19 protein-coding genes are annotated in these 18,879 nt (G+C 65.4%); 4 read left to right on the forward strand and 15 right to left on the reverse strand.

Annotated features, from left to right (window positions below; translation table 11 throughout):
• Positions 1-75 precede the first annotated feature (75 nt).
• Positions 76-477 carry a DUF732 domain-containing protein gene (locus AC5Y7V_RS27475; protein ID WP_499883201.1) on the forward strand — a complete coding sequence of 134 codons (402 nt, stop codon included), beginning with the start codon at positions 76-78 and terminating at the stop codon, positions 475-477.
• Between the two features lie 97 nt (positions 478-574).
• Here AC5Y7V_RS27475 and AC5Y7V_RS27480 read toward each other — a convergent pair whose 3' ends face one another.
• From AC5Y7V_RS27480 to AC5Y7V_RS27495, 4 genes are all read right to left on the reverse strand, one after another.
• Positions 575-1,282 (reverse strand): phospholipase D-like domain-containing protein, encoded by a 708-nt coding sequence (locus tag AC5Y7V_RS27480; RefSeq protein WP_499883202.1) that lies wholly within the window; start codon positions 1,280-1,282, stop codon positions 575-577.
• Positions 1,279-2,733: a type IV secretory system conjugative DNA transfer family protein gene (locus AC5Y7V_RS27485; RefSeq protein WP_499883203.1), complete on the reverse strand. Its 1,455-nt coding sequence runs from the start codon at positions 2,731-2,733 to the stop codon at positions 1,279-1,281. The genes AC5Y7V_RS27480 and AC5Y7V_RS27485 overlap by 4 nt, the downstream gene beginning before the upstream one ends.
• Positions 2,730-2,990, reverse strand: coding sequence for a hypothetical protein (locus AC5Y7V_RS27490; protein ID WP_499883204.1), 261 nt, complete (start codon positions 2,988-2,990; stop codon positions 2,730-2,732). The genes AC5Y7V_RS27485 and AC5Y7V_RS27490 overlap by 4 nt, the downstream gene beginning before the upstream one ends.
• A gap of 371 nt (positions 2,991-3,361) precedes the next feature.
• Positions 3,362-4,342, reverse strand: coding sequence for an alpha/beta fold hydrolase (locus AC5Y7V_RS27495; protein ID WP_499883205.1), 981 nt, complete (start codon positions 4,340-4,342; stop codon positions 3,362-3,364).
• A gap of 333 nt (positions 4,343-4,675) precedes the next feature.
• Between AC5Y7V_RS27495 and AC5Y7V_RS27500 the strand changes: the two genes are divergently transcribed.
• The 3 genes from AC5Y7V_RS27500 (at position 4,676) to AC5Y7V_RS27510 (ending at position 6,137) form a co-directional block, all read left to right on the forward strand.
• Entirely contained in the window at positions 4,676-5,044 is a 369-nt protein-coding gene (locus AC5Y7V_RS27500) for a hypothetical protein (RefSeq protein WP_499883206.1), read from the forward strand.
• A gap of 373 nt (positions 5,045-5,417) precedes the next feature.
• On the forward strand, positions 5,418-5,858 hold the full coding sequence (locus AC5Y7V_RS27505) for a hypothetical protein (RefSeq protein WP_499883207.1): 441 nt from the start codon (positions 5,418-5,420) through the stop codon (positions 5,856-5,858).
• Between the two features lie 3 nt (positions 5,859-5,861).
• Positions 5,862-6,137 carry a DUF4031 domain-containing protein gene (locus tag AC5Y7V_RS27510; protein WP_499883208.1) on the forward strand — a complete coding sequence of 92 codons (276 nt, stop codon included), beginning with the start codon at positions 5,862-5,864 and terminating at the stop codon, positions 6,135-6,137.
• On the opposite strand, the gene AC5Y7V_RS27515 is transcribed toward AC5Y7V_RS27510, so the two are convergent.
• The 11 genes from AC5Y7V_RS27515 to AC5Y7V_RS27565 all read right to left on the reverse strand — a co-directional run bounded on the left by AC5Y7V_RS27515 (position 6,134) and on the right by AC5Y7V_RS27565 (position 18,763).
• Positions 6,134-7,123: an FtsK/SpoIIIE domain-containing protein gene (locus AC5Y7V_RS27515; protein ID WP_499883209.1), complete on the reverse strand. Its 990-nt coding sequence runs from the start codon at positions 7,121-7,123 to the stop codon at positions 6,134-6,136. The genes AC5Y7V_RS27510 and AC5Y7V_RS27515 overlap by 4 nt on opposite strands.
• A 233-nt stretch (positions 7,124-7,356) precedes the next feature.
• The gene (locus tag AC5Y7V_RS27520) at positions 7,357-9,159 is read right to left on the reverse strand and encodes an AAA family ATPase (RefSeq protein ID WP_499883211.1); all 1,803 of its coding nucleotides are present in this window, start codon (positions 9,157-9,159) and stop codon (positions 7,357-7,359) included.
• 6 nt (positions 9,160-9,165) lie between these two features.
• On the reverse strand, positions 9,166-10,848 hold the full coding sequence (gene eccE / locus AC5Y7V_RS27525) for a type VII secretion protein EccE (protein ID WP_499883212.1): 1,683 nt from the start codon (positions 10,846-10,848) through the stop codon (positions 9,166-9,168).
• A complete protein-coding gene (gene mycP, locus AC5Y7V_RS27530; protein ID WP_499883252.1) occupies positions 10,845-12,215 on the reverse strand; it encodes a type VII secretion-associated serine protease mycosin in 1,371 nt (456 codons plus the stop codon). Before mycP ends, eccE begins: the two co-directional genes overlap by 4 nt.
• Before the next feature lie 53 nt (positions 12,216-12,268).
• Positions 12,269-13,720 carry a type VII secretion integral membrane protein EccD gene (eccD, locus tag AC5Y7V_RS27535; RefSeq protein ID WP_499883213.1) on the reverse strand — a complete coding sequence of 484 codons (1,452 nt, stop codon included), beginning with the start codon at positions 13,718-13,720 and terminating at the stop codon, positions 12,269-12,271.
• A 59-nt stretch (positions 13,721-13,779) separates the two neighbouring features.
• A complete protein-coding gene (locus AC5Y7V_RS27540) occupies positions 13,780-14,829 on the reverse strand; it encodes a MinD/ParA family ATP-binding protein (RefSeq protein ID WP_499883253.1) in 1,050 nt (349 codons plus the stop codon).
• A 627-nt stretch (positions 14,830-15,456) separates the two neighbouring features.
• Complete coding sequence (locus AC5Y7V_RS27545) at positions 15,457-16,347, reverse strand: ESX secretion-associated protein EspG (protein WP_085165265.1); 891 nt, start codon at positions 16,345-16,347, stop codon at positions 15,457-15,459.
• Positions 16,348-16,471: 124 nt separating this feature from the next.
• Positions 16,472-16,762 (reverse strand): WXG100 family type VII secretion target, encoded by a 291-nt coding sequence (locus AC5Y7V_RS27550; RefSeq protein ID WP_085165262.1) that lies wholly within the window; start codon positions 16,760-16,762, stop codon positions 16,472-16,474.
• 50 nt (positions 16,763-16,812) lie between these two features.
• Positions 16,813-17,124 carry a hypothetical protein gene (locus tag AC5Y7V_RS27555; RefSeq protein ID WP_141224779.1) on the reverse strand — a complete coding sequence of 104 codons (312 nt, stop codon included), beginning with the start codon at positions 17,122-17,124 and terminating at the stop codon, positions 16,813-16,815.
• An 85-nt stretch (positions 17,125-17,209) separates the two neighbouring features.
• Complete coding sequence (locus tag AC5Y7V_RS27560; protein ID WP_499883214.1) at positions 17,210-18,421, reverse strand: PPE domain-containing protein; 1,212 nt, start codon at positions 18,419-18,421, stop codon at positions 17,210-17,212.
• Between the two features lie 33 nt (positions 18,422-18,454).
• Entirely contained in the window at positions 18,455-18,763 is a 309-nt protein-coding gene (locus AC5Y7V_RS27565; protein ID WP_085165257.1) for a PE domain-containing protein, read from the reverse strand.
• Positions 18,764-18,879 lie beyond the last annotated feature (116 nt).

Raw genomic sequence — 18,879 nt, forward strand, 5'->3', positions numbered from 1 at the left:
CGAACCAACATGCAAATACACTACCCCTGTAGGGTATTATCGTCAACGTCGCGGGACGAGCAACTACCACCGCTGGTGGCAGTGCTGCGCCAGGTCAAGGCGGTGGAGGAAAGTGCCATAACGGGAAGGCGGTCGTGTTCCGACAAGTGGTCGGTGTTCGGTGCGGTCTGTTTGTCCGCCACCGCGGTGCTCTTCGCCCCTCCGGCACCGGCGGATCAAACTGATGATGCGTTCATAGCGACCCTTGAAAAACATGGAATCGTCATTACTGACGCCACCGCGTTAACCGCGATGGGCCGAGCCGCGTGCGCTGGACTGGATAAAGGTCAAACGCCGACCGTCGTGGCGCTGTCCGTAGTAAAGGGCACAGACCTGTCGCCACATGAAGCCGGCTATTTCATCGCCGCCTCGATCAATTCCTATTGCCCACAGCACAAGAACCTATTGCCGCGCCACAGCGATCATCCCGACAATTAGGTGTCATAGCCGAAGAGAGATGACCCGAGCATGGTCGCGGACTCCTCGCTCCTGTCACTGCGTCGCGAAGCCACCGCGTGATGGCCGTCGCAACACCCTAGAACCCCCCAAGGAACTTGAACTCCTCAGTGGTGATCTCAACAGAGCGGCGCGCACCGCTGATAGTGCGCACGAACACCGCCCGCGCCGCCGGTGACCACACCAGGCCAGCAGCGTCGACCGCTCGCGACAACTGCCCCGCGGCGTAGTCTGCGTCAAGGGTCTCGGCAATTGCGGCTACCTGTGTAGGCACGGTGGTGACGACAGCCGCATCCCGAGCGGTCGCGTAATAGTGCGCATCGAGATTGCCGGTGCTGACCACCGCGGTCTTGTCGTCGATCACCAAAGCCTTCTCGTGCACGATGGTTCCCTCCGGAGCCCAGGCCACGTTGACTCCACCCGCCCGCAGCGCGTCGTAGGCGGCCTGATTGGCGCGCTGGCCGTGGAAAGCGCGGTCGAGTACTACGGTCGTGGCCACACCCCGCTGTCGATGAGCGTCGACCAACGCCTGCTCGATAGCCGGATCCGCCAGCAGATACATCGTCATCCGCACGGACTTCGCGGCCCGCTCGATCAGTGCTCTAATCGGGGCGTAGCTGGCTTGGGGCTCTTGGAGCAGGCTGTACTGGCCGTCGGAGGGCATCGTGTGTGCGGCCCTGGCCGGTAGCCCGCCGCACCCTGTGAGTGTGGTGGCCGCCGCCAGGAACACCGCTGCCACACCCAGCCGTGTTGGACCGCGCCACCGTTCGGGCGACACGGCCCTCACCGCCCGATCATCCGGGCAAGCCACCGCAGTCCCTGCGCCCCGCCGCCTTCCGATGGCGTCGGCACGCGCGGGTTCAGTGACGTCTTGGCGGCGCGAGCCCGTAGCGCGGCGCACGCTTGGTCGTAATACGCTTTGAAACGGGTCCAATCGGGAATTTCCACGCAGGAACCAAGGCCGCCGCGAATCAGTAGGCGGGCATGCTCACCGTCGGGAGGAAGCAGTTCCTGCCACTTCAGCGACGGGCCGAAATCAGTGTTAAGCCCTTTATGCCCGTCGGCCTGGCCGTAGCTTTCGGTGCGCCGAAATGTCAGACCGGACCAGTCTTCGGTCCGATTCATCAGCAGTTCCTCGTGCGCGCCATACATGATGATGTTGGCGGGGAAGATTTCTCGGAGCTCCTGGGCATACGTCGGCCCATAGACGGTGTCATTCTGGCACGAGGCTTGTACCACGGCCAGCAGATTGATGCCCAGGCCACGGCCCTCCCCCACGATGCGCCGCAGGCTCGGAAGCGGTGCGGTGTTCGGTAGCTCGTCGATCGCCAGCAATAACCGATGCATCTGCTCTCGCTGCGACGTTTTCTCCCGCCACCGCCGCACCAACGAGTCGATCAGGGTAACCGCGGCGCCGGCCACAGTGCCATCGGCGGGCGCCAGCACGAACAGTGTGGCGTTGGGCTGGTCGAGAAACGACGGATCGAACACTTTCGTCAGATCTGTTGTGCCGGCATCCATCAGCGCCGTGCGCAGCCACGGGGTAATCGCTTTACGCATAGTGATCGCGACCGAGTCCCGCTGCCGCGGCTCCATTCCCAGGATGCGGGTCATGCCGATCGCCAGCACTTCGTAGCGGCTGCAGATCGCCGCTGCCTGCAGCCAACCAGGCTGGCTGGCGCCCTCCGGTGTGGTGTCGAGGTTGTCGACGGCCCTTAGAACCCATTCCATCCCTCGACGGTTACCCTGCGGAGAGGCCGCATACAGAAACGCCGCCAGCGGGCCCGCTGCCTGCGACTCCCACACACCCCCGTCGGAGACCTGGTCAGCCCCAGAACCCATACCCACCGTTGCCATCTGCATGATGGTCTCGGCGATCGTTAACGCCTGTAACGGCGTGTCTATTGTCGTGGTCGGGTCATAGGCCATCGCCTCGACACCGTGCGGGTAGACCGGCCGCACGATCGGCCGGAAATCGATCAACGCCTTCGGCCCGAATCGGCGCTCCATCGTGTTCTGCATGACGTCGTCCTTGGACGACACCTGGACAACCGGCCCACCCCATAGTGTGCTCGCTGGCGCCAGCAGCCGACGCGACTTGCCCGACTCGGTCGGGGCGCTGATCAAGCAATGAGCCGCTGTCCGTGGCACATAAAGCATTTCGCGGCCTTTGACGAACCGCCGCATAAAACCGCAATACGGTGTCTGCGGGCGTACGTACGGTTCTGTAGTGGTCATCGGTGGTGTTCCTCCTGTGTTAATTCGCCGTTGCGGGCAATACGGCGATTTGAAACCTGCTCGCAGGCAAACGCATTCACCTCTGCCAGATCCGTGCAGCGCCCAGCCGGTTCGCTACCGTCTGCGCCAGCAGTTACGCCGGGACGCGCCGGCCAGGTCATGACGCGGTTTCCCACCTGCGCCACATAGTCGAAGCTCGCTAACAGTCCCAGGCAGGTCGCGGCTTCTCCGGCCAGTAGGCAGGCTAAAAAAGCCATTTTTCCACCAGTTTTCGACTGTGTTGAGCGCCCAACAGACCCGCTCATCGGCAACCCGTCTGCTCGCCGCGCCGGCGATAGGTTTCTGTCAGTTCCCAGTGCGCCAGGCGGCCCGGCTGGTTGTGCACTCTGCGCACCACCCCGCGTCGTTGCAAAGTGAGCAAGGCCCGGTAAACCTCCTCGGCGACCACCGCTCGGCGCCCAAGTCGGCCACGGTGTTCGGTAACGGCGATGCGGGCCGCGGTGGTCGTAACAGGCCCCGCGGACCTCGCTAGGGCGTCAACTAACTGCGCGCGCAACTCCTCAGCGATGCTCATGCTTCGAGGGCCTCCACACCCCACGCCCAGGTGTACTCATCCGCGCACCCACAGCTACCCAGCACACCGATCGACATCAACGCCGCCAGCCTGGCCACCACCCACGACCGAGCCCATCGCCACGACCGCGGCGATCTCGTCGGCGACCGCACGTGGTGCCTCGTGCAGCAGCATGTGCCCGGCATTGCCTAGCCGACGATGCCGGGCACCGGTTATACCGGCCGCCATCAGCACCGCATGCGCCGGCGGGGTCACTACATCGACATCCCCGCTGATGACCGTGGTCAGCGCACCAATGTTGCCCAGATTGGCGCGCTGGTCGTAGCCGCGCAGACCGCGCAGAAATCCCGCCGCGGTACTCAGCGACGTCGATGCCAGTGCGGCGCTGCACATCGCGCATAGCACCGCACGCTCGACGCGCGGCCACCCCCGGCAAAGGCCGACCAGTTCGCACAGCGGACGTGCCGCGCTGCGAGCCGCGCCTTCGGCAGCTGCAGCGGGGGTATGGGCAACCAAGGCTGCCAACATATCGGGCGCCGGAGTCCTCAGTAGTCGGCCCAGCCCATGGCGTCCGAGCTCGCCTGCCGCGGTGGCTACCAGGATCAAGCCGTGGGGGCGCACGGCCTGGCGATGCGCAGGCCAGGCGCTAAAGGTCAACGCGGCCATACCCCCAAGGGAATGACCGGCGACCGTCAACTCACCGCGGACCCGCATCGCGGTCAGCACGTCGCTGAGATCATCGGCCAGCTGCTCGGTGTGATAAGTACGGATCGGTGCTTGAGCCGAATTGCCGTGACCGCGATGGTCGTAGCGGATGATTCTCGTGGTCTGCCCCAACCGATCCTGTAACGGTTCGACGACACGATCCCAGCTCTGCGAGCCCTGGCACAGTCCGTGCAACAGCAGCACTGTGCGATCGGCATCCATCGGGCCGCTGTCATAGACCGCGAGCGCAACTCCGTCCCGTGTCAAGATGGTGCGCTGCACCACTCGCGCCGCACCGGCGGCGGCAGGCCACACGGAGCACACGGTCATGACTGCAGCTCCGCTGCAAGGTCCAGCGCGTCGTTCACGCCGCCACCCGCCAACAGAACCTGTTCACGTCGCTGCTTCATAGACGCGGGCCGTAATACGGCAGCCCCATCACATGACCCGGCACCCTGGCCCGATGCGGTACACCCGAGCAACGATTGAAAGGGCTGTAGCGCATCTTGTTTGGGCAGGCTATCCGTCCAATTTTGCGTTGAGCCCCGCTGGCGCGGGGCGCGGACGCAGAGCGTGCTCATCACCCCATCTTGACAGAGCAAAGCAGGAAAGACAAGTAGTAAACATGCTACTGTGCACGTATTGTTTCATCAGGAGGTGGAAATGAGCACCGAGCCCACGGCCCGCGAATCCCTCGACGAGGCACGAGACGACATCACCTTCGCGCGGCAAGCCGCCCTCAGCGGCGACGACGCCCGACGCGCCCAGTACGCCATGGCTGCGATCGACAGCGCAGCCACCACGCTGCTCGACCCCGCAGCGACCCCACCCGAGGTGGTCGCCGCACGGTTCTTCCTCCACGAAGGACTCGCCTTAGACGGCCGCGCAGGTGCCTGCGGCGCCGATAGCATCCACACCGAGGACGAAGCATCCGCCCTTGACGCCGACGCACAGGCCTGGCTGCAGAACTACCTTTCGACGCAACGCGACCGCCCTGCAGTTGCCCTGTACGACAACAGCATCGGGCTTTAGCTTCTACCGCCCTCGACGTTCAGGGAATCTCACCGATGACTACCGCTACCGCGCGTTGCCACGCTAACGGATGCGCCACCGACGTGCCCGATTCGACGTTTATGTGTGAGATCCACTGGCCCATGGTTCCGTCATCGCTTCGCGGCGCCCTCACCGCGCCTGACAGAGAGCAGTCCCCCACCTACGCGACAATCGCTCAAGCCGCCATAGACGCGGTCGCGCACACAGAGGCCCGCCGCACCCCCCGTGCCCCGCGCCCTCCCCGAAAGCCCGTGCAACTCACCTTGTTCGACGTACGGCCATAGACACGGCGACAGCGAACGCAGACCCCAACCGCCACCGCGCCAACCAACTTATCGACCCGAAGGCAACAATGGAAAAGAGCAGAAGCGCTGCATCAGATGCCAACTCGCTGATGACGCCCGGCACATGGCTGGCTGAGGTGACTCGCGAGCGCACCCTCAACATAGTCAAGCGGCTCAATCTTGTCCGCGCCGGCATGGCGCACGTCCGTAACCGGATACTCATCGGCAACGATGCCGCCGGCGCTGAGCCCACGCCCGGCCGACCACGTGTCGATACCGTATCCGAGACAGCGAGACTGGCACTCGATGACTTGATCTTGCTGCGCGACATCATGTCCACCACAATCCACGCCGTCGCGGCTGCTGCAATTGATTCTGGCGCAGACCGCGACACGGTACTCAACTGGGCACACTACGACGCCGACGACCGCGCGCTCATAGAGGGTGTCGCCGCCTTATTGGAGCAAGGTCACGAAACGCCCAATGACCTGCCGACAGATCGGAATTGAGCGATGGCAGTGTACGTCGACGACTTGCGGATGCCGGCCAGGGTGGGGCGCATCGCTGCCCGGTGGTCGCACCTGATGGCTGACAGCGACGAGGAGCTGCACCGCTTCGCCGCGTCAATCGGGCTTCGGCGAAGCTGGGCGCAATACCCAGGGACCTGGAAGTCGCACTATGACGTGACCGACTCCAAACGCGCCCAGGCCATCGCGGCTGGGGCGGTCCAGATCGGCTACGGGAGCCCTGAGTCGCTGGCATTGATACGCCGCAAGCGGGCTGTTTAGCAAGCTTTCTCGAGCTGTCGGCGGACGGAACCGATCACCGAGTCAGACACCGGCGAGAACGCATGGAACGCCACCAGGTCATTGTCGAGGATCGCGAACATCCCGGCACCCGGAGCGTTGATGAAGTCGGCGGCATCATCGGAGCCAAGAAGGTACCGAGCTTGCTGCGCAGTGGTTTTGAACACGATTGTGTAGGTACTCTGCCCCTCCAGAACCATCTTCGCAGGATCTGCCATTTCGATGTTCTGAACAGCCCCGAGGATGTGGACGCCCAGAGACCGCCCCATGCGGAGGACCTCGGAAAGGGCTCGAGCGGTCCCCCGGTCGCGCAGGAGCGCGGAGCACTCATCGATCACGACTACCACGTGGGGCATTGGTGGTAGCTCGGCCTCCGGTCTGCTGGCGCGGTCCCTGTGGTAGGCGCCGATGTTTGGTGTGGCGGCGTCATGCAGCATCATCGCGCGCTGCGTAATAAGCTCGGTCAGCACGTGCTCGGTGCGCCCGATATCCAGTTCGTCGGCGGTGGTCGATGCGAAGGTGACGTGCGGGTAGCTTGAGAATTCTGCGAGCCCTGAGCCATTTTGACTGCTCACCAAGACCAGCTGGAGAACTTCGGGTGAATGCCGAACGCAGAGCGACAGCACCAGCGATTGCAAAGCCACGGTCTTACCGCCGCCGGTCGTTCCGACCAGCAGTCCGTGCGGCCCATGCCCCCCAGCGGCGGCCTCGTTCAGGTCGAGCCACACCAGCTGCCCGTTAGGTGTCAGGCCCAGGGGTACTGGTCGCAGTGCGTGTGGGGCCCACAGGTCGCCGACGTCGAGGTTGCTGGCGTCTTTGATACCGAAGGCATACCAGAGCCCGCCGGCATCCGGCTCGGCTCGTGCGCTGTCGACCTCGCGCCGTGCACGGGTGTAAGAACTACCATTGGCTTTCTGGTGGCGCCGGGCCTTGTTCTTCCAAGACTTCTCGGTCATCGCGAAGATCACATCCCATCCAAAGGTGTTGTTGCGGCAGCCCACATCTGCGGCGCAACATTCTCTGAAAGGGTTTGTGCGCGGAACCCCGAGGGTCTTGTCCCGATCTGTTGAGTGACGGATCGATGTGGGCGGTCAGTCGCTTGTCGGGAATCAGGCCGCCGCGACAGCGGCACAATGTACATGATAGCGGCTCTCGGCGCCGCCTGCTAGACCACGTCTATTGAGTGCAACCCTGGCCGAAACTACCGGGTCTGCAACCGCTTCCGGAACCGTGGCGGGGTGGCGTCCTGTAGCCCGTTCCACACATCGTCGCGGGTCAGGAGCAGAAGGTCGTTGGCGGGTATCGATTCACCGAACGTGTGGTCGCTCAGGTCGAAGTCGTCAAGGCCGTGGCCATCCATTACCCGCAGATCGCGTGCCGCTTGCGCCTTTTCGATGATGTTGCGCACATACCTGCCATTGTTGAGGTCATCGATGGTGCGGACGGTGTCTCCGTCCGGTGACTGCGCCACCTCGTTGTAGAACCGCGTGAACGGTTCGAGGAGCACGCTTTCAAACGCACCAGGCTCAACGATGTTGCTGCTGCGCTTGACAATTGCGTGGGCGATCTCGATGAGCTTGTCCGGTGGGTAGGACTCGAATGCGATCGTCGTGGCGAACCGGCCTTGCAAGCCACCGTTGGACTCGATGACCTTCCGGCACGCGGCCGGGTAGCCGGCGGCGATGAAGACGGCCTTGTCCCTGTTGTTTTCCATCCACGGGACGATGGCTCCGATGATGCCTTGTCCGATCGGGTCGCCGCCGGCGTACCCGCCGTGCAGCAGTTCACCGAATTCGTCGAAAAACACTGTCGCGCCGATAGCTTGGGCGAGGAACTCGCGGGTTTGGGTTTCGACGCTTCCGACGTACTGGCCGGCCAGGATTTCCTTGCTGGTTTCGAAAACGTCCCGTTTGGGTAGAATCCCCAGCCCGCAAAAAGTTTTCGCTACCACTCGGGCCACTTCTGTCTTCCCGACGCCAGGCGGCCCGATCATCAGTAGATGATTGGTTACCGCCGGGGTGGGAAACCCTTTGCGGGAACGCAGTATTCGCGCCGCCGTGGACGCCTTGAGCGAGCGGACCTGCTGCTTGACTTCGTCGAGGCCGATCATCGCTTTCAGGGTCTGCTCGGCCTCGGCCAAGTCTTTGCGGGCGTCGTCGGTGTGCTGATCGTCTTGGCGTTGCTCCGGGGTGCGCCCGGTAGCCGGGTCCCACGGGTCCTCGCGGGTGTCGATGGTGGCGTGGTCGACGACCCGTATCCCAAATGTTGTGTCGGCCAACGCTATTCGGGCCAGCTCGAAGTCGGGCCAGCGCATCGCTACGTCCCCCAAGACTTGGCGTGCGGTGTCGTCCTGGCCTTGGGCGCGTGCGATGAGCGCCTTGAGGAATAGCGCATCACGGGCGATGGGGTCAGGTCCGTAGGGTGAGTCGCTGGCGGTCTCCACAGCGTTTGAGGCGCGCTCCCACATCCCCAGGTGTGCCGCGGCTTTGGCTTCCAGCAGTGCGCTGGCCTGGCTGAGCATGGTGTCGGCGAACCAGGCTTCCCGGCCGGCCACGGCGGCTAGGACATCGGGCCAGCGTTCGGTCATCTGCATCAGCACTGCGCGGGTGAATTGGACTTTGGGGTCAGTCCCCAGCGCGGCCAGGCGGGTGTGGGCTTCCGCGAATTTCTGGTCAGCCAGCAGCGCGGCGATATAGGCCAGCTCTGCGGTGGTGGAATCTTGGATGCGCCACCGCAGGTATTCGACATCGAAAGTGACGTCGAGGTCGGTCAGGGTCGTTCCTGAGCCTGCGATCCGCAGGTCTGAGCCGAGCCGATCCCGCGCCGCGGCCAGCCGAGCCACCGTACCGGCCGAGCGGTCCCCGGCGGCCATGCGTCCTAGCCAGGCATCAGCCATACCGGGGTCGTCATCGGTGGCCAGCTTGAACACTTCCAGCGCGCGCCGAGGGTTGGTGCGCAGCGTTTTCATGCCGGCGCGCAGGGCTTCGGTGCTACGCGAACTCATCTCGGGTTAGCTCCTGTGGCGTAGGTGGGCGAGGGTGTGGGCTTCGTTGCGCGGGCGCATGATTCCAAGATTCACCGGCCGTGGCCGGGCCGGGGTCTCAACGGTGATCCGGTTGGGACCGATTTGACGGATACGGATGTCGACGTCCTCGGGCAGCGGTTCGCCGGCGGGCATCACCGTGACCAGGGCGTGGCCTCGTTCACCGCTTTCCCGCAGCACTTGCTGTGGTTCAGGACCGTCGGCCACGATCAGCGTGGCGGTCTTGGAGCGCTCTTGTCTGCGCGCCATGTTGATGCGAATTTCATCGCAGATTGGTTGCCACTGTGCTGGTCTGACCGTGTGGATCTCGGCGGTCGCCCCCGCCGAAGTGGCGCGCAGCACCAGTGCCTCGACGACATCGAGGTCCGCGGCGATACCGATCCGCAGGAATTTAAGCGGGTCGGTCCACGACAGCAGGAACGGAACCCCGGACAGCTCAGCCATGCCGTGCAAAAACCCGGTGGGGCCGACCTGGACCGCCAACGGGGCGCGCCCCAGCGGGCGCGCCGACAACGCCAGACTGACCGAGCGGTCCCCCAGCGGCAGTGTGGCAGTCAACGCTTCGAAGGCCTGCCCGGGAACGCTCTGCAGCGTCGACACCGGTGGGTGGGTCAGCGGTGCGCTGGTGTGCACCCGCACCAAGGCACCGGCCATCAGCTCTCCGGTCTCGTCGTCACGCGTAATGCGAACCAACACAACGGCTTTACTGGCCCGGATGGTCCACACGTCGTTGAGCATGCGGGTATTGAGATCGGTCCCTGACACCCGGTAGGGCGTGACGTAGTCGTCGCCGACGCGCAGGTCGGTCCACCGCTCCTGATAGGCGTCGAGCTCGTAGCCGCCCAACAGCGCGCTCGTTGCGGCCGTGATCTGCTCGGTGCTGCAGGCCACAGCACGGCACCCGGCGCGCACTGTGGCCTGCCGAATCCGCTCGGTGGCCGCAGCGATCGCCTCACCGACACTGCTGCGATACAGCATCGCGTCTAGGCATGCGGTGGGCCGCAGCCGCAGCACCAGCCAAGTCCGGCGCACCCCGACAGCGGACCGATCGGCGGCCATTTCCTCATAGCGAGGGGTGAACCGGCCATCAGCGGCCGTGCGGGTGCCGTCGCTGAGCACGTCGACCGAGTGCAGTTCGAGCCCGCCGAACTGCTCAAGCAACTCACCGCACACCTTCAGCGGAACAGTGTCGATCGATTCGGCACCTTCTGACACCAGGACGGTCGTGGCGTATGGGCGGCCGTGCAGCGCGATCATGGTGATCGCGAATTGACCGTCCCAGGCCAGCCCGCATGGCCCCACCCCAGGCAGTTCTGCCTCACAAAGAGCGGGCGGGGTCGCGCGGGCACGCCGCCGCTTGGCACTGGCACCCGCCCGCCGGAGCCGCCATAGGCGACCCAACCAGCTCAACGTGGTCGCTGACCGATAGGTCACCCCCACCGACAGGATCACCACGACCGCGACCAGCGCCAGCGCCCACCACGGCGCCAGCCCAGCCAGCGGAACCGCCACCGCCACTGCGGCCACCTCGGCGATGATCGCCCGACGCAGCGGCCACCGCAGCTGCCATCGCGCTAACCGATCCCCCGGCGTGCCCGGCTCCTCGGCGACCGCAGTGGCCGGATCACTCAACGCCACCCGGTGCGTCATGATCGCCGCTCGCGGGTGATGCGGGAAATGAAGAACAGTGCGCCCAACAGCGCTACCGCGATACCCGTGCCGGCCAGCGCCACGATCATGGGGCGGTGATCCGGTGGTGGTGGAGGCGGCGGCGGGTGCAGCGGCCGGGATAGATATTCCGTGGGCACGGCCGGGCCCAGCGGCACGTCATCGTTGAGCGCGGCAAGCCCATCAATGGCGCCGTAACCCATCCGGTTGTCGACCACCGAGCCATCCACCGGTGAGGCCGCCGGCGAGTGCGCGGTCGCCTCGATCCGGTGAATCACCTGGGCCGCAGTAAGTTTCGGATACTTCGCACGGATCAGCGCCGCCACACCCGAAACGTATGGGGCTGCAAACGACGTCCCGTTGATGGCGCGCAGCTGCCCGGCGGTCGCATCGAACGTGGCGTTGATGACCCCGCCTTTGTCGTCGAGGCCCTCGATGAACACCCCGGGTGCGGCCACACCGATCCACGGCCCAGACAAAGAGATTTCGCGGTGCTGTTCATCGACAGCGGGTTGACCAGTGCCGTCGCTGGCGCTGACCGACAACACGTACTGGGAAAACCATGCCGGGGTCGAGATGGTGACCACACCGCCCCAGTTGCGGGGGTCCTTTGCGTTGGTGGCGTCGATGTCGGGATTTTGCGCGCACCCTGCATTGGCGAGGTTGCCGCCTGCGGCCACGATGACGACATCCTTGTCCACCGCTGCGTACCTGACCGCTGCGCCCAGCGTGGTCTGGTCAACCGGCTTGAGAACCGGGATGCAGCTCACGATAGAAATGTTCATCACTTTGGCGCCGGTGTTGGCGCCCAACACAATCGCTTTGGCCAACGAGGCAACCGTGCCGGCCCGGCGATCGGTTTCGACGTCGGCCGATGTCGGATTGGCCGGCACCCACGCCTCAGAGGACTGCCTGATCGAAATAATGTCTGCATCGGGTACGACACCGACCAGCCCATCGGTCTGCGACGGCTGAGCCCCCAACACGGATGCAATAACTGTTCCGTGAGAGTCGCAGTCCTGCAACCCATTTGCCGACTCGACCACGTAATCGCCACCCGGGTGGATGTGCGGCAACCGCGGCGAGACGTTGACCCCGGTGTCCACCATGACGATGCTCTGACCCGCCCCGCGGCCCGCTGAGCGCCACAGCGCCGGAATATCCATGAACGCTTGCGATGCGCTCGGTGCGCCCAGGTCGGTATTGGGCAGCAGCCCCGATGGGATGCATTGATGCTCTTGGCGCAGCGGCTCTCCTGGACCCAGCGGCAAGGGGTTGGGGACAGCCCCCGGATCGATCACCGGCTGTGAGATCGCCCCGGCCGTGCCCGCACCCAATGGGGTCAGCATCACCAAAACGCTGACGCTGATCGCCGAGAGCCCTCGAACCGTCCATCGGCGCGTCACTGCAGTGCCGCCCGCGCCAGGACGTACACATTGAGCAGCCACAGCGCCACCGGGAACACCGCAACCTGCAGCGCGTATTCGGTCCACTCCACGATTTTGCGGAACGGCGCAGAGAACACGCGTCGGGGAACGACCGCGGCGATCACCAACGCCGCCAGTCCCAAAGCCACGATCAGGCCCGCCACGATCAGGCTAATTGACCGATCATGGCTCGACAGAGCGTATTTGAGGCCCAGCGCTGCACTCATGGCCAGTGCGGTGCCCACCACGGTCACTGCGGCCGCTCGGTCAGTCAGCGCGCGCCCGCCCAGCACCAGAATCGCGGCGATGCCCAGCACGAATGCGGTGGCCAACACCCAGCGACCATGGCCGGGAGTCACCGCCCCGGCCGCGCCCAGGATGAAAAACGGCGACACCGCAGCAACGAGGGCCTGCAAGTAGCCGTTGGCCGCGGCCGCGGCCCGCCGCAGCTCATCGACGCTGGGCGTGCCTTCGGTTTCTGCGGCCACCAACGCTTCGGCGGCGATGTCTTCGGCGTCGTCGAAGACCAGCTTGCCGGTGATGGTGGGGAAACTGGGCATCGGTACCCGCGCCAGCAACCCCGACAGTGGCTCGACCTTCTTCAACAGCACCAGCGCGACGACCATGGTCGCCACCCACAGATAGGGCATGGCGACGCCCAGGGCGTGAACGAGCGCGATCAGTCCGGTGCCGATACTGACCGCGGTCAGCCAGGCCAGCGCCACTGCCGGCGCCGGGCCCAGCGCCCACAGCGCTACTGCCACCGCGGCAGTCAACGACGCCGCCAGGACCACATGCCACGGGCCGACCTGCCCGGGAACGGCGGTGTAGCCGGCGACGCCGACGGCCATTAGCGCCCCGGCCCACAGTCCGCTGGCAATGACCGTCATGTGCTGGCGCCACCACGCGGCCACACCGCCGAACAGCAGCACCACCGCCATCGCACCGCAGGTGATCGGCGTGATCAGCGGCCAGTTGATCCCGGCGAGGTGGTCGAGGTGCCACACCCACATCAACAGCCCCGCCATCAATGCTGCCGCGGCCGCGGCGGTCACAGCGGCCACCGTCACAGCTGTCTGCTCGGTGACCGCCTTGAAGCGTTGCGCATTCAGATGCGCGATCGCTGACGACGCGTTCTCCACCACTTCGGTGAACGACACCTCGGCGTCGTCGACCTCCAACATCAACAGAGCACCGTCGGTGATGCCTTGCTCGCGTAACGATTGGCCACGGTTCAACGCCGCCCCACCGACCCGCTTGAGCACCAGCATGCCCGGTCGGATAAGACCGTCATCGTCGGGGCCCCGCGGTTCCTCCCCTGCCTTGCTGACATGGGTGAGAACTTGGGTGATCACGGTGGCCACGACTTCGGTGGCCGGCAGCACCAGGTCGGTTTGGCGGCCCTCGAACAGGACCGCGACCTTCACTTGCTCCCGGAGCCGAACATGTGCCGCTGAGCGTGTTCCAGTGTGTTCCGATACCGTGCTCACTGCCGCTGACCCCACGGCCCGGCGTTCAGGCCGGCGTCGGGCCACTGGCCCCCCTCATGGCCGCCGAGGCGCCCCCACGGCTGGCGCTGGGTCGGAGGGTCATGCGGTGCACCACCCGCTGGCCTTGGACTACGGTCGTTGGCGCGGGCGAACCCATCGGCCAGCGAGGCCGCCGCCTCGATGTAGCGCAGCCAGGTCTCAGGCTGCAGCCGGGTGTATTCGATGGCCACAGCGTCGCTGAGGTGCGGATCGAAACCCACATCGTGCACCGATCGCACCGTGCGCTCAAAGTCTGCGTGCAATTGCTTGACCTCTGCGCTGGCATTGATCTTGTTGATGTTGCTGACCACCACCACGGCCTCGTGCACCAGATGCGGGTAGCCCCTGTCCATCAGCCAATTCAACGTGTCAGCCGCCGCTAGAGCGCCGTCGAGGCGCGTCGTCGACGGCACCACGATCGCGTCCACGGGAATGTCCTCCAGCAGTGCGCGGGCGATGTCGTCATCGAGTTCGTTCCCGCAGTCCACGATGGCGATCGGGTAATAGCGCTGCAGAATCGCCCAGGACTTCCGCAGGTCCATTCCGGTCATGCGTTGGCGGCCCAGGTCGCTGCCCAACACCTCGAGGCCTGACGTCGAATCTTTCCCGAGGAATTCGCGGTAATCAGAGTAGCTGCGCAAGTTTTGATCAGCGTTGAGTCCGCGCCACGACATGGTCGATGGCTCGTCCACCCGCCGACTCAGGTTCCCGCGCGCCGGGTTGGCGTCGATCGCGACGATCTTCTCATCCCGGTACTTGGCCAGTGCGGCACCGATCAGGGCGGCGGTGGTGGTCTTGTTCACCCCGCCTTTGGACTGCATCACCGCGATCACGTACGTGCCGCGCAGGTTGACTTTCAGCCGCCGACGAAGATCGTTCCAATGCGTCTCGCTGGCCGACAATCCCAGGTTAATCCGGGTGACCTTGTACAGGCCGTGGCGCCAGCCCGTTTCGGGCACCGGCTTATACGGTGCCGACACTTGGCTCTCGTGGATTTGCGCGCGCATCGGCCCCACCGAGGCGTAAGGGTCGTCCTCGAGCCGGTGTGAGCCATGACGCCCGGGCGCGCCTGCAGGCGGCCATCCGCCGTAGCTGGGTGGACCCGACGGTTCCGGCGGCCGAGCCGGCGGCCGCGACATCGCTTGGGGCGGACCGCCGTAGAGGCCATCAGGACCAGGTGCGTCGGGGTACTGCGGTCGCGGCGGCCCAGATGGTGTGCGCCCGGGCGGCGGCGCAGTCCCCGCGACCCGCTCGTCACTGTCGAACCCGGGTGGGCTTTGCGCCGGCATAGCCTCGCCCTGCGCAGCATCCTGTAGGCGCCGCGCGGCGGCGAGCTTGCGCCGTATGTCGTCGCGGTCGACGATTTGGGTGTGGCCGTCAGGGTCCAGCGCAGCTGGGGCGGGCTCGGAGGCCGGCGTGCTCGCAGCGGGCGCTTCACCGGCCGGTTCGCCGCTCGACTCCTCCGGCTCCTCGTCGCCGACCCGCTGCCCGTAGAAGTCCTGGCGGTCATTGCTGTTGGTCACTGGCTCTCCCAAGCGTCGTGTCAAGGACTCGCCCCTGACACCCCCATCTCAATAACACCCAAAATAACACATCCGCATCAAAAAAAGCAGCCCGTAAACAGATCGATTGCTTTATTTGTAGCGGGAGTGGTTTTCCCATGTCGTGCCCACCGTCGCGACCAGCGCACGCAGCGCAGCACCGCCCGCATCAGAGGTCCCCGGCACGATCTGAGTCCACCATGTCCCGTCCTCCCCCAGGATCGGACCCGTCACGATGCGGCCCTCGACGGTGTCGGTCACTGCCGCCGACGCCACCGCCACATGATCACCCCGCCTGTCGTGCACCATCAGCGCGAAAGCAACTTCCATCAGTGGCTGATCGGCAGCCAACGTCACAATGCGGCGCTGCTCGGCGGTCAGGTTCAGCGACGACAGCGCCGATGCCGGCGTATGGTCGCCGGCCACAATGCGGGCAAACCCGTCGACCAGGTCAGCGGTAGGCACCGTGATCGGCGACAGCGACGCCGGTTCCACCGGCCCACGCCCACGGTCGCACAGCACCATGATCCGCTCGAACAGCACACGTAACGACGGAACAGCCCCCACCTCTTCGATGGTGATGTTGTCGGCGCTGCCCGCACCGCCACGCGAGATCGCCGCATGTCTAGCGTCACGTCGCGCGATCACCATCCGCATGAACTCCACACCGGGCCGCTTCACATCGACGGTCAACGCAATGTCTGGCGCCGACAGGGTCTCTAACCAGCGGGCCACTGTCGGGTGCACCGTCTCGTCATCCATGATCGCGCCCGCCTCCTGCAGGATCGCGATCCCCGGATGCCCCGTCGGGCGGCCGCTGGCCGACACATAGGGCCGCAGCAGCAGCGCCGAGGGCAACTGTTCAATCCCACACAGGGCCTGCATCAGCCACACACCCTCACAGGTCGTGTCGATCGCGGTGATCGGACGTGGACCCGGGGTTTTCGGCGGCGGGCGCTTAAGAAACGACGGTGGTCGCGTCATGATGAGCCTTCTGGGAATCGGGCGCTCCTCACGCAGCGGCCCGGCGTTGAGCCGAAGTGCCCCACAAGGGGGCGTATCCAGCTCGTCGCCGGGCCGCAACGTGACTTTCGGCCAGTCGGCCCGCTTAGACCCCGTACTGGCCGGCGGACTGACCGTCGGCGTGGGTCATGCCCTCGTTGGCCTGCTGCAGCACCATCCCGGCGCGCTGGATCGTCTCCTGGCTCTGCGCGTACTTCTGGTTGAGCGTTGCAATGACGTGCTGGAACGCCTCGGAGCCTTGGCCGCCGAAGTTCTCGGCGTTGGCCTGCACCGTTGCCAAAGACCGCTGATGATTCTGCTCGGTCTGGCTCGCGGCCTGCCCGATCTGGGCGGAGGCGTCCGCGATCGCCGCGGTCGCGTAGTGAATTACTGACATAGCAATGTCCTTTCAGAGGATGTGACTGGTCTGGTCTGCGGCGCCGTCGCCTAGATCAGGTTGGCGACGCCGCTGATCAGCGAAGCGCCGTCCGAGTCGGCCGTGGACAGGATGTGAGCATTGTTGCTCATCTTCTGCGAGTGATCAGCAAACGCGGTGGAGAACTGCTGGCCCTGATGGATCAGCTGCTCGCCCACGACTTGCATCGCCTGGCCTGCGCTGCCCCGCATCGCCGGGGCCAGAGCCTCCAGCGTGCTGCCAAGGGAGTGCATGATCGCTGCCTGCTGGTCGGAGATCTCCTGCAAGCTACCGGCGTCGCGGCCGATACCTTCCAGATCACCGTGAATGGGTGTGCCGCTCATGGGCATGTCCTTTCGAGTAAGTGTGTACGTTTGGTTGTCGGTAGATCACGTATGCGGGAGTCCCGCCTAAGCGTGAGCGCCGCTGTCAGGTCGTGCGTGTGTCAACCCCCTCCCCCGGTCGGAAGACCGCACCCCCACTACCGGTAATCACCGGAACCGCCGTCGGAGCCCGATACAGCGCTGCCAACGACGTCAACGGTGTCTTGCGTTTGGACTGCTCCTTGCCGTGTTCGCCGCCGGCATGGCCCATCGGACCCATCATGGCTCCGCTGCTGCCCATACCCGCGCTGCTCACCGGAGCCCCCGATGCCGCGCGGGCCTCGTTGACCCGCGACAGCGTGCCCTCGGGATTGTCCGCCGACGCGTTCACCGTCGGCGCGGCGGCAAAACCCGCTGGCCCCCGTAACGCCCCCATGGCGCCCACACCGCCGCCCCCGCCGCTGCTGACCAGGTTGGCCGCCACCGGCCCTCCTGCCGCCGGGGTGGCAGAAAGCCAGTCAGCGGCCGAGGCCGCCGACATCGCCTCCGACGACGGGTTCAGGCTGCTGCCCAAGCCCCCGCCGCTGAGCATCGACATGAACGGCTGGAACGCCTGCTGCGGCAGCGACGTCAACTGCCCACCGCTGCCCAGTTGTCCAGCCAGCCCCCCGACCTGCGACAGCGGCCCCATGAACATGCTCATCGCGTCCGAACCACCGCCACTAAGCAGATCCTGGGCCGATTTCTCCTGCGGAGGTGACATCGACGGCGTCGCACCGCCGGGGGTACCGGCCGGCGGCGGTTCGGGCATCGGCGGGATCGCCTGGACCGGCGCCGAGGACGCGGCGTATTCGTACTTGTTCGACGCCGCCGTTACCCACATCCGGCCGTAGTTGGCCCGGTTCACAGTGATAGCCGGGGTCAACATGCCCAAAAAGTTGTTGGCTTGCAGCACCCCGTGCTCAACCTGGTTTTCGCCGATCTCGACCGGTGTCGGCGTGGCCGCCTTGAGCGCCTCAAACGCCATCGCCACCTGCTGGATGGCGCTGCCCGATGCCGACATGTGGGCGGCGGCGGCCGCCTGCCACAGCATCAGCGGAACCTTGGCTAGCACCGCCAGCTCGCCCGTGGGGTCAGGCCACGACATCGCCAACGCGGCGTTAATCGCCTCCTGCCCACCGAGATTGGCGATCAGCCCAGAGGCCACCATGATCAGGTTCTCGGCAGCCGCCATAAACGATTCACCGCCAGGACCCAGCCAAAAGCCCGCACTGTTGATCTCTGGTGGATCTGCCGCCCACGCTCCTGGAGCTGTCATTGCCTGACCCTTAAACCCCCGCGAACACCCGGCTTAGACGATGTCGGCGATAGCCGCGTAATTGACCGCGTCGGCCAACGTGGTCAGGGCCGCCGAGGTGCCTACTGCCAATCCGTGCTCGGCGTGAAACGCCGCGCCCGCCTCGATCACCGTCGAAGCCTCCGTGGCCACCTGCATCACCTTGGCGGCATTGGCGGCGCTGATCTCCTCTAGACCCGGAGGCACCACCGCCGACGACGCAGCAGCCTGCCCGCCATGCGCGGCGACCTCGCCGGCCAGCGCAGCCGCGCTGCCCGACGCGCCGACAACCGCCTCGGGCTCCATGAAGATGAAATCACCCATTTCCGTTAACTCCTCACCCTGTGGATCGAACCGCTGGAACTGCCCGCCGCTAGTCTATACACAGCGAAGCAGATAATGGAACACGTAAACGTCTCCTTGTTCACCGATCATGCAGT

This window comes from Mycobacterium sp. NGS34, from assembly GCF_059812845.1.

What these genes read in the sequence shown, in the direction of transcription:
- AC5Y7V_RS27495 (WP_499883205.1), bottom strand. Translation starts at nt 4,342, where the DNA reads ATGACCGTGTGCTCCGTGTGGCCTGCCGCCGCCGGTGCGGCGCGAGTG.
- AC5Y7V_RS27555 (WP_141224779.1), bottom strand. Translation starts at nt 17,124, where the DNA reads ATGAGCGGCACACCCATTCACGGTGATCTGGAAGGTATCGGCCGCGAC.
- AC5Y7V_RS27500 (WP_499883206.1), top strand. Translation starts at nt 4,676, where the DNA reads ATGAGCACCGAGCCCACGGCCCGCGAATCCCTCGACGAGGCACGAGAC.
- AC5Y7V_RS27545 (WP_085165265.1), bottom strand. Translation starts at nt 16,347, where the DNA reads ATGACGCGACCACCGTCGTTTCTTAAGCGCCCGCCGCCGAAAACCCCG.
- AC5Y7V_RS27540 (WP_499883253.1), bottom strand. Translation starts at nt 14,829, where the DNA reads ATGCGCGCGCAAATCCACGAGAGCCAAGTGTCGGCACCGTATAAGCCG.
- AC5Y7V_RS27490 (WP_499883204.1), bottom strand. Translation starts at nt 2,990, where the DNA reads ATGGCTTTTTTAGCCTGCCTACTGGCCGGAGAAGCCGCGACCTGCCTG.
- AC5Y7V_RS27565 (WP_085165257.1), bottom strand. Translation starts at nt 18,763, where the DNA reads ATGGGTGATTTCATCTTCATGGAGCCCGAGGCGGTTGTCGGCGCGTCG.
- eccE (WP_499883212.1), bottom strand. Translation starts at nt 10,848, where the DNA reads ATGACGCACCGGGTGGCGTTGAGTGATCCGGCCACTGCGGTCGCCGAG.
- AC5Y7V_RS27550 (WP_085165262.1), bottom strand. Translation starts at nt 16,762, where the DNA reads ATGTCAGTAATTCACTACGCGACCGCGGCGATCGCGGACGCCTCCGCC.
- AC5Y7V_RS27505 (WP_499883207.1), top strand. Translation starts at nt 5,418, where the DNA reads ATGGAAAAGAGCAGAAGCGCTGCATCAGATGCCAACTCGCTGATGACG.
- AC5Y7V_RS27485 (WP_499883203.1), bottom strand. Translation starts at nt 2,733, where the DNA reads ATGACCACTACAGAACCGTACGTACGCCCGCAGACACCGTATTGCGGT.
- mycP (WP_499883252.1), bottom strand. Translation starts at nt 12,215, where the DNA reads ATGCTGACCCCATTGGGTGCGGGCACGGCCGGGGCGATCTCACAGCCG.
- AC5Y7V_RS27560 (WP_499883214.1), bottom strand. Translation starts at nt 18,421, where the DNA reads ATGACAGCTCCAGGAGCGTGGGCGGCAGATCCACCAGAGATCAACAGT.
- AC5Y7V_RS27510 (WP_499883208.1), top strand. Translation starts at nt 5,862, where the DNA reads ATGGCAGTGTACGTCGACGACTTGCGGATGCCGGCCAGGGTGGGGCGC.
- AC5Y7V_RS27520 (WP_499883211.1), bottom strand. Translation starts at nt 9,159, where the DNA reads ATGAGTTCGCGTAGCACCGAAGCCCTGCGCGCCGGCATGAAAACGCTG.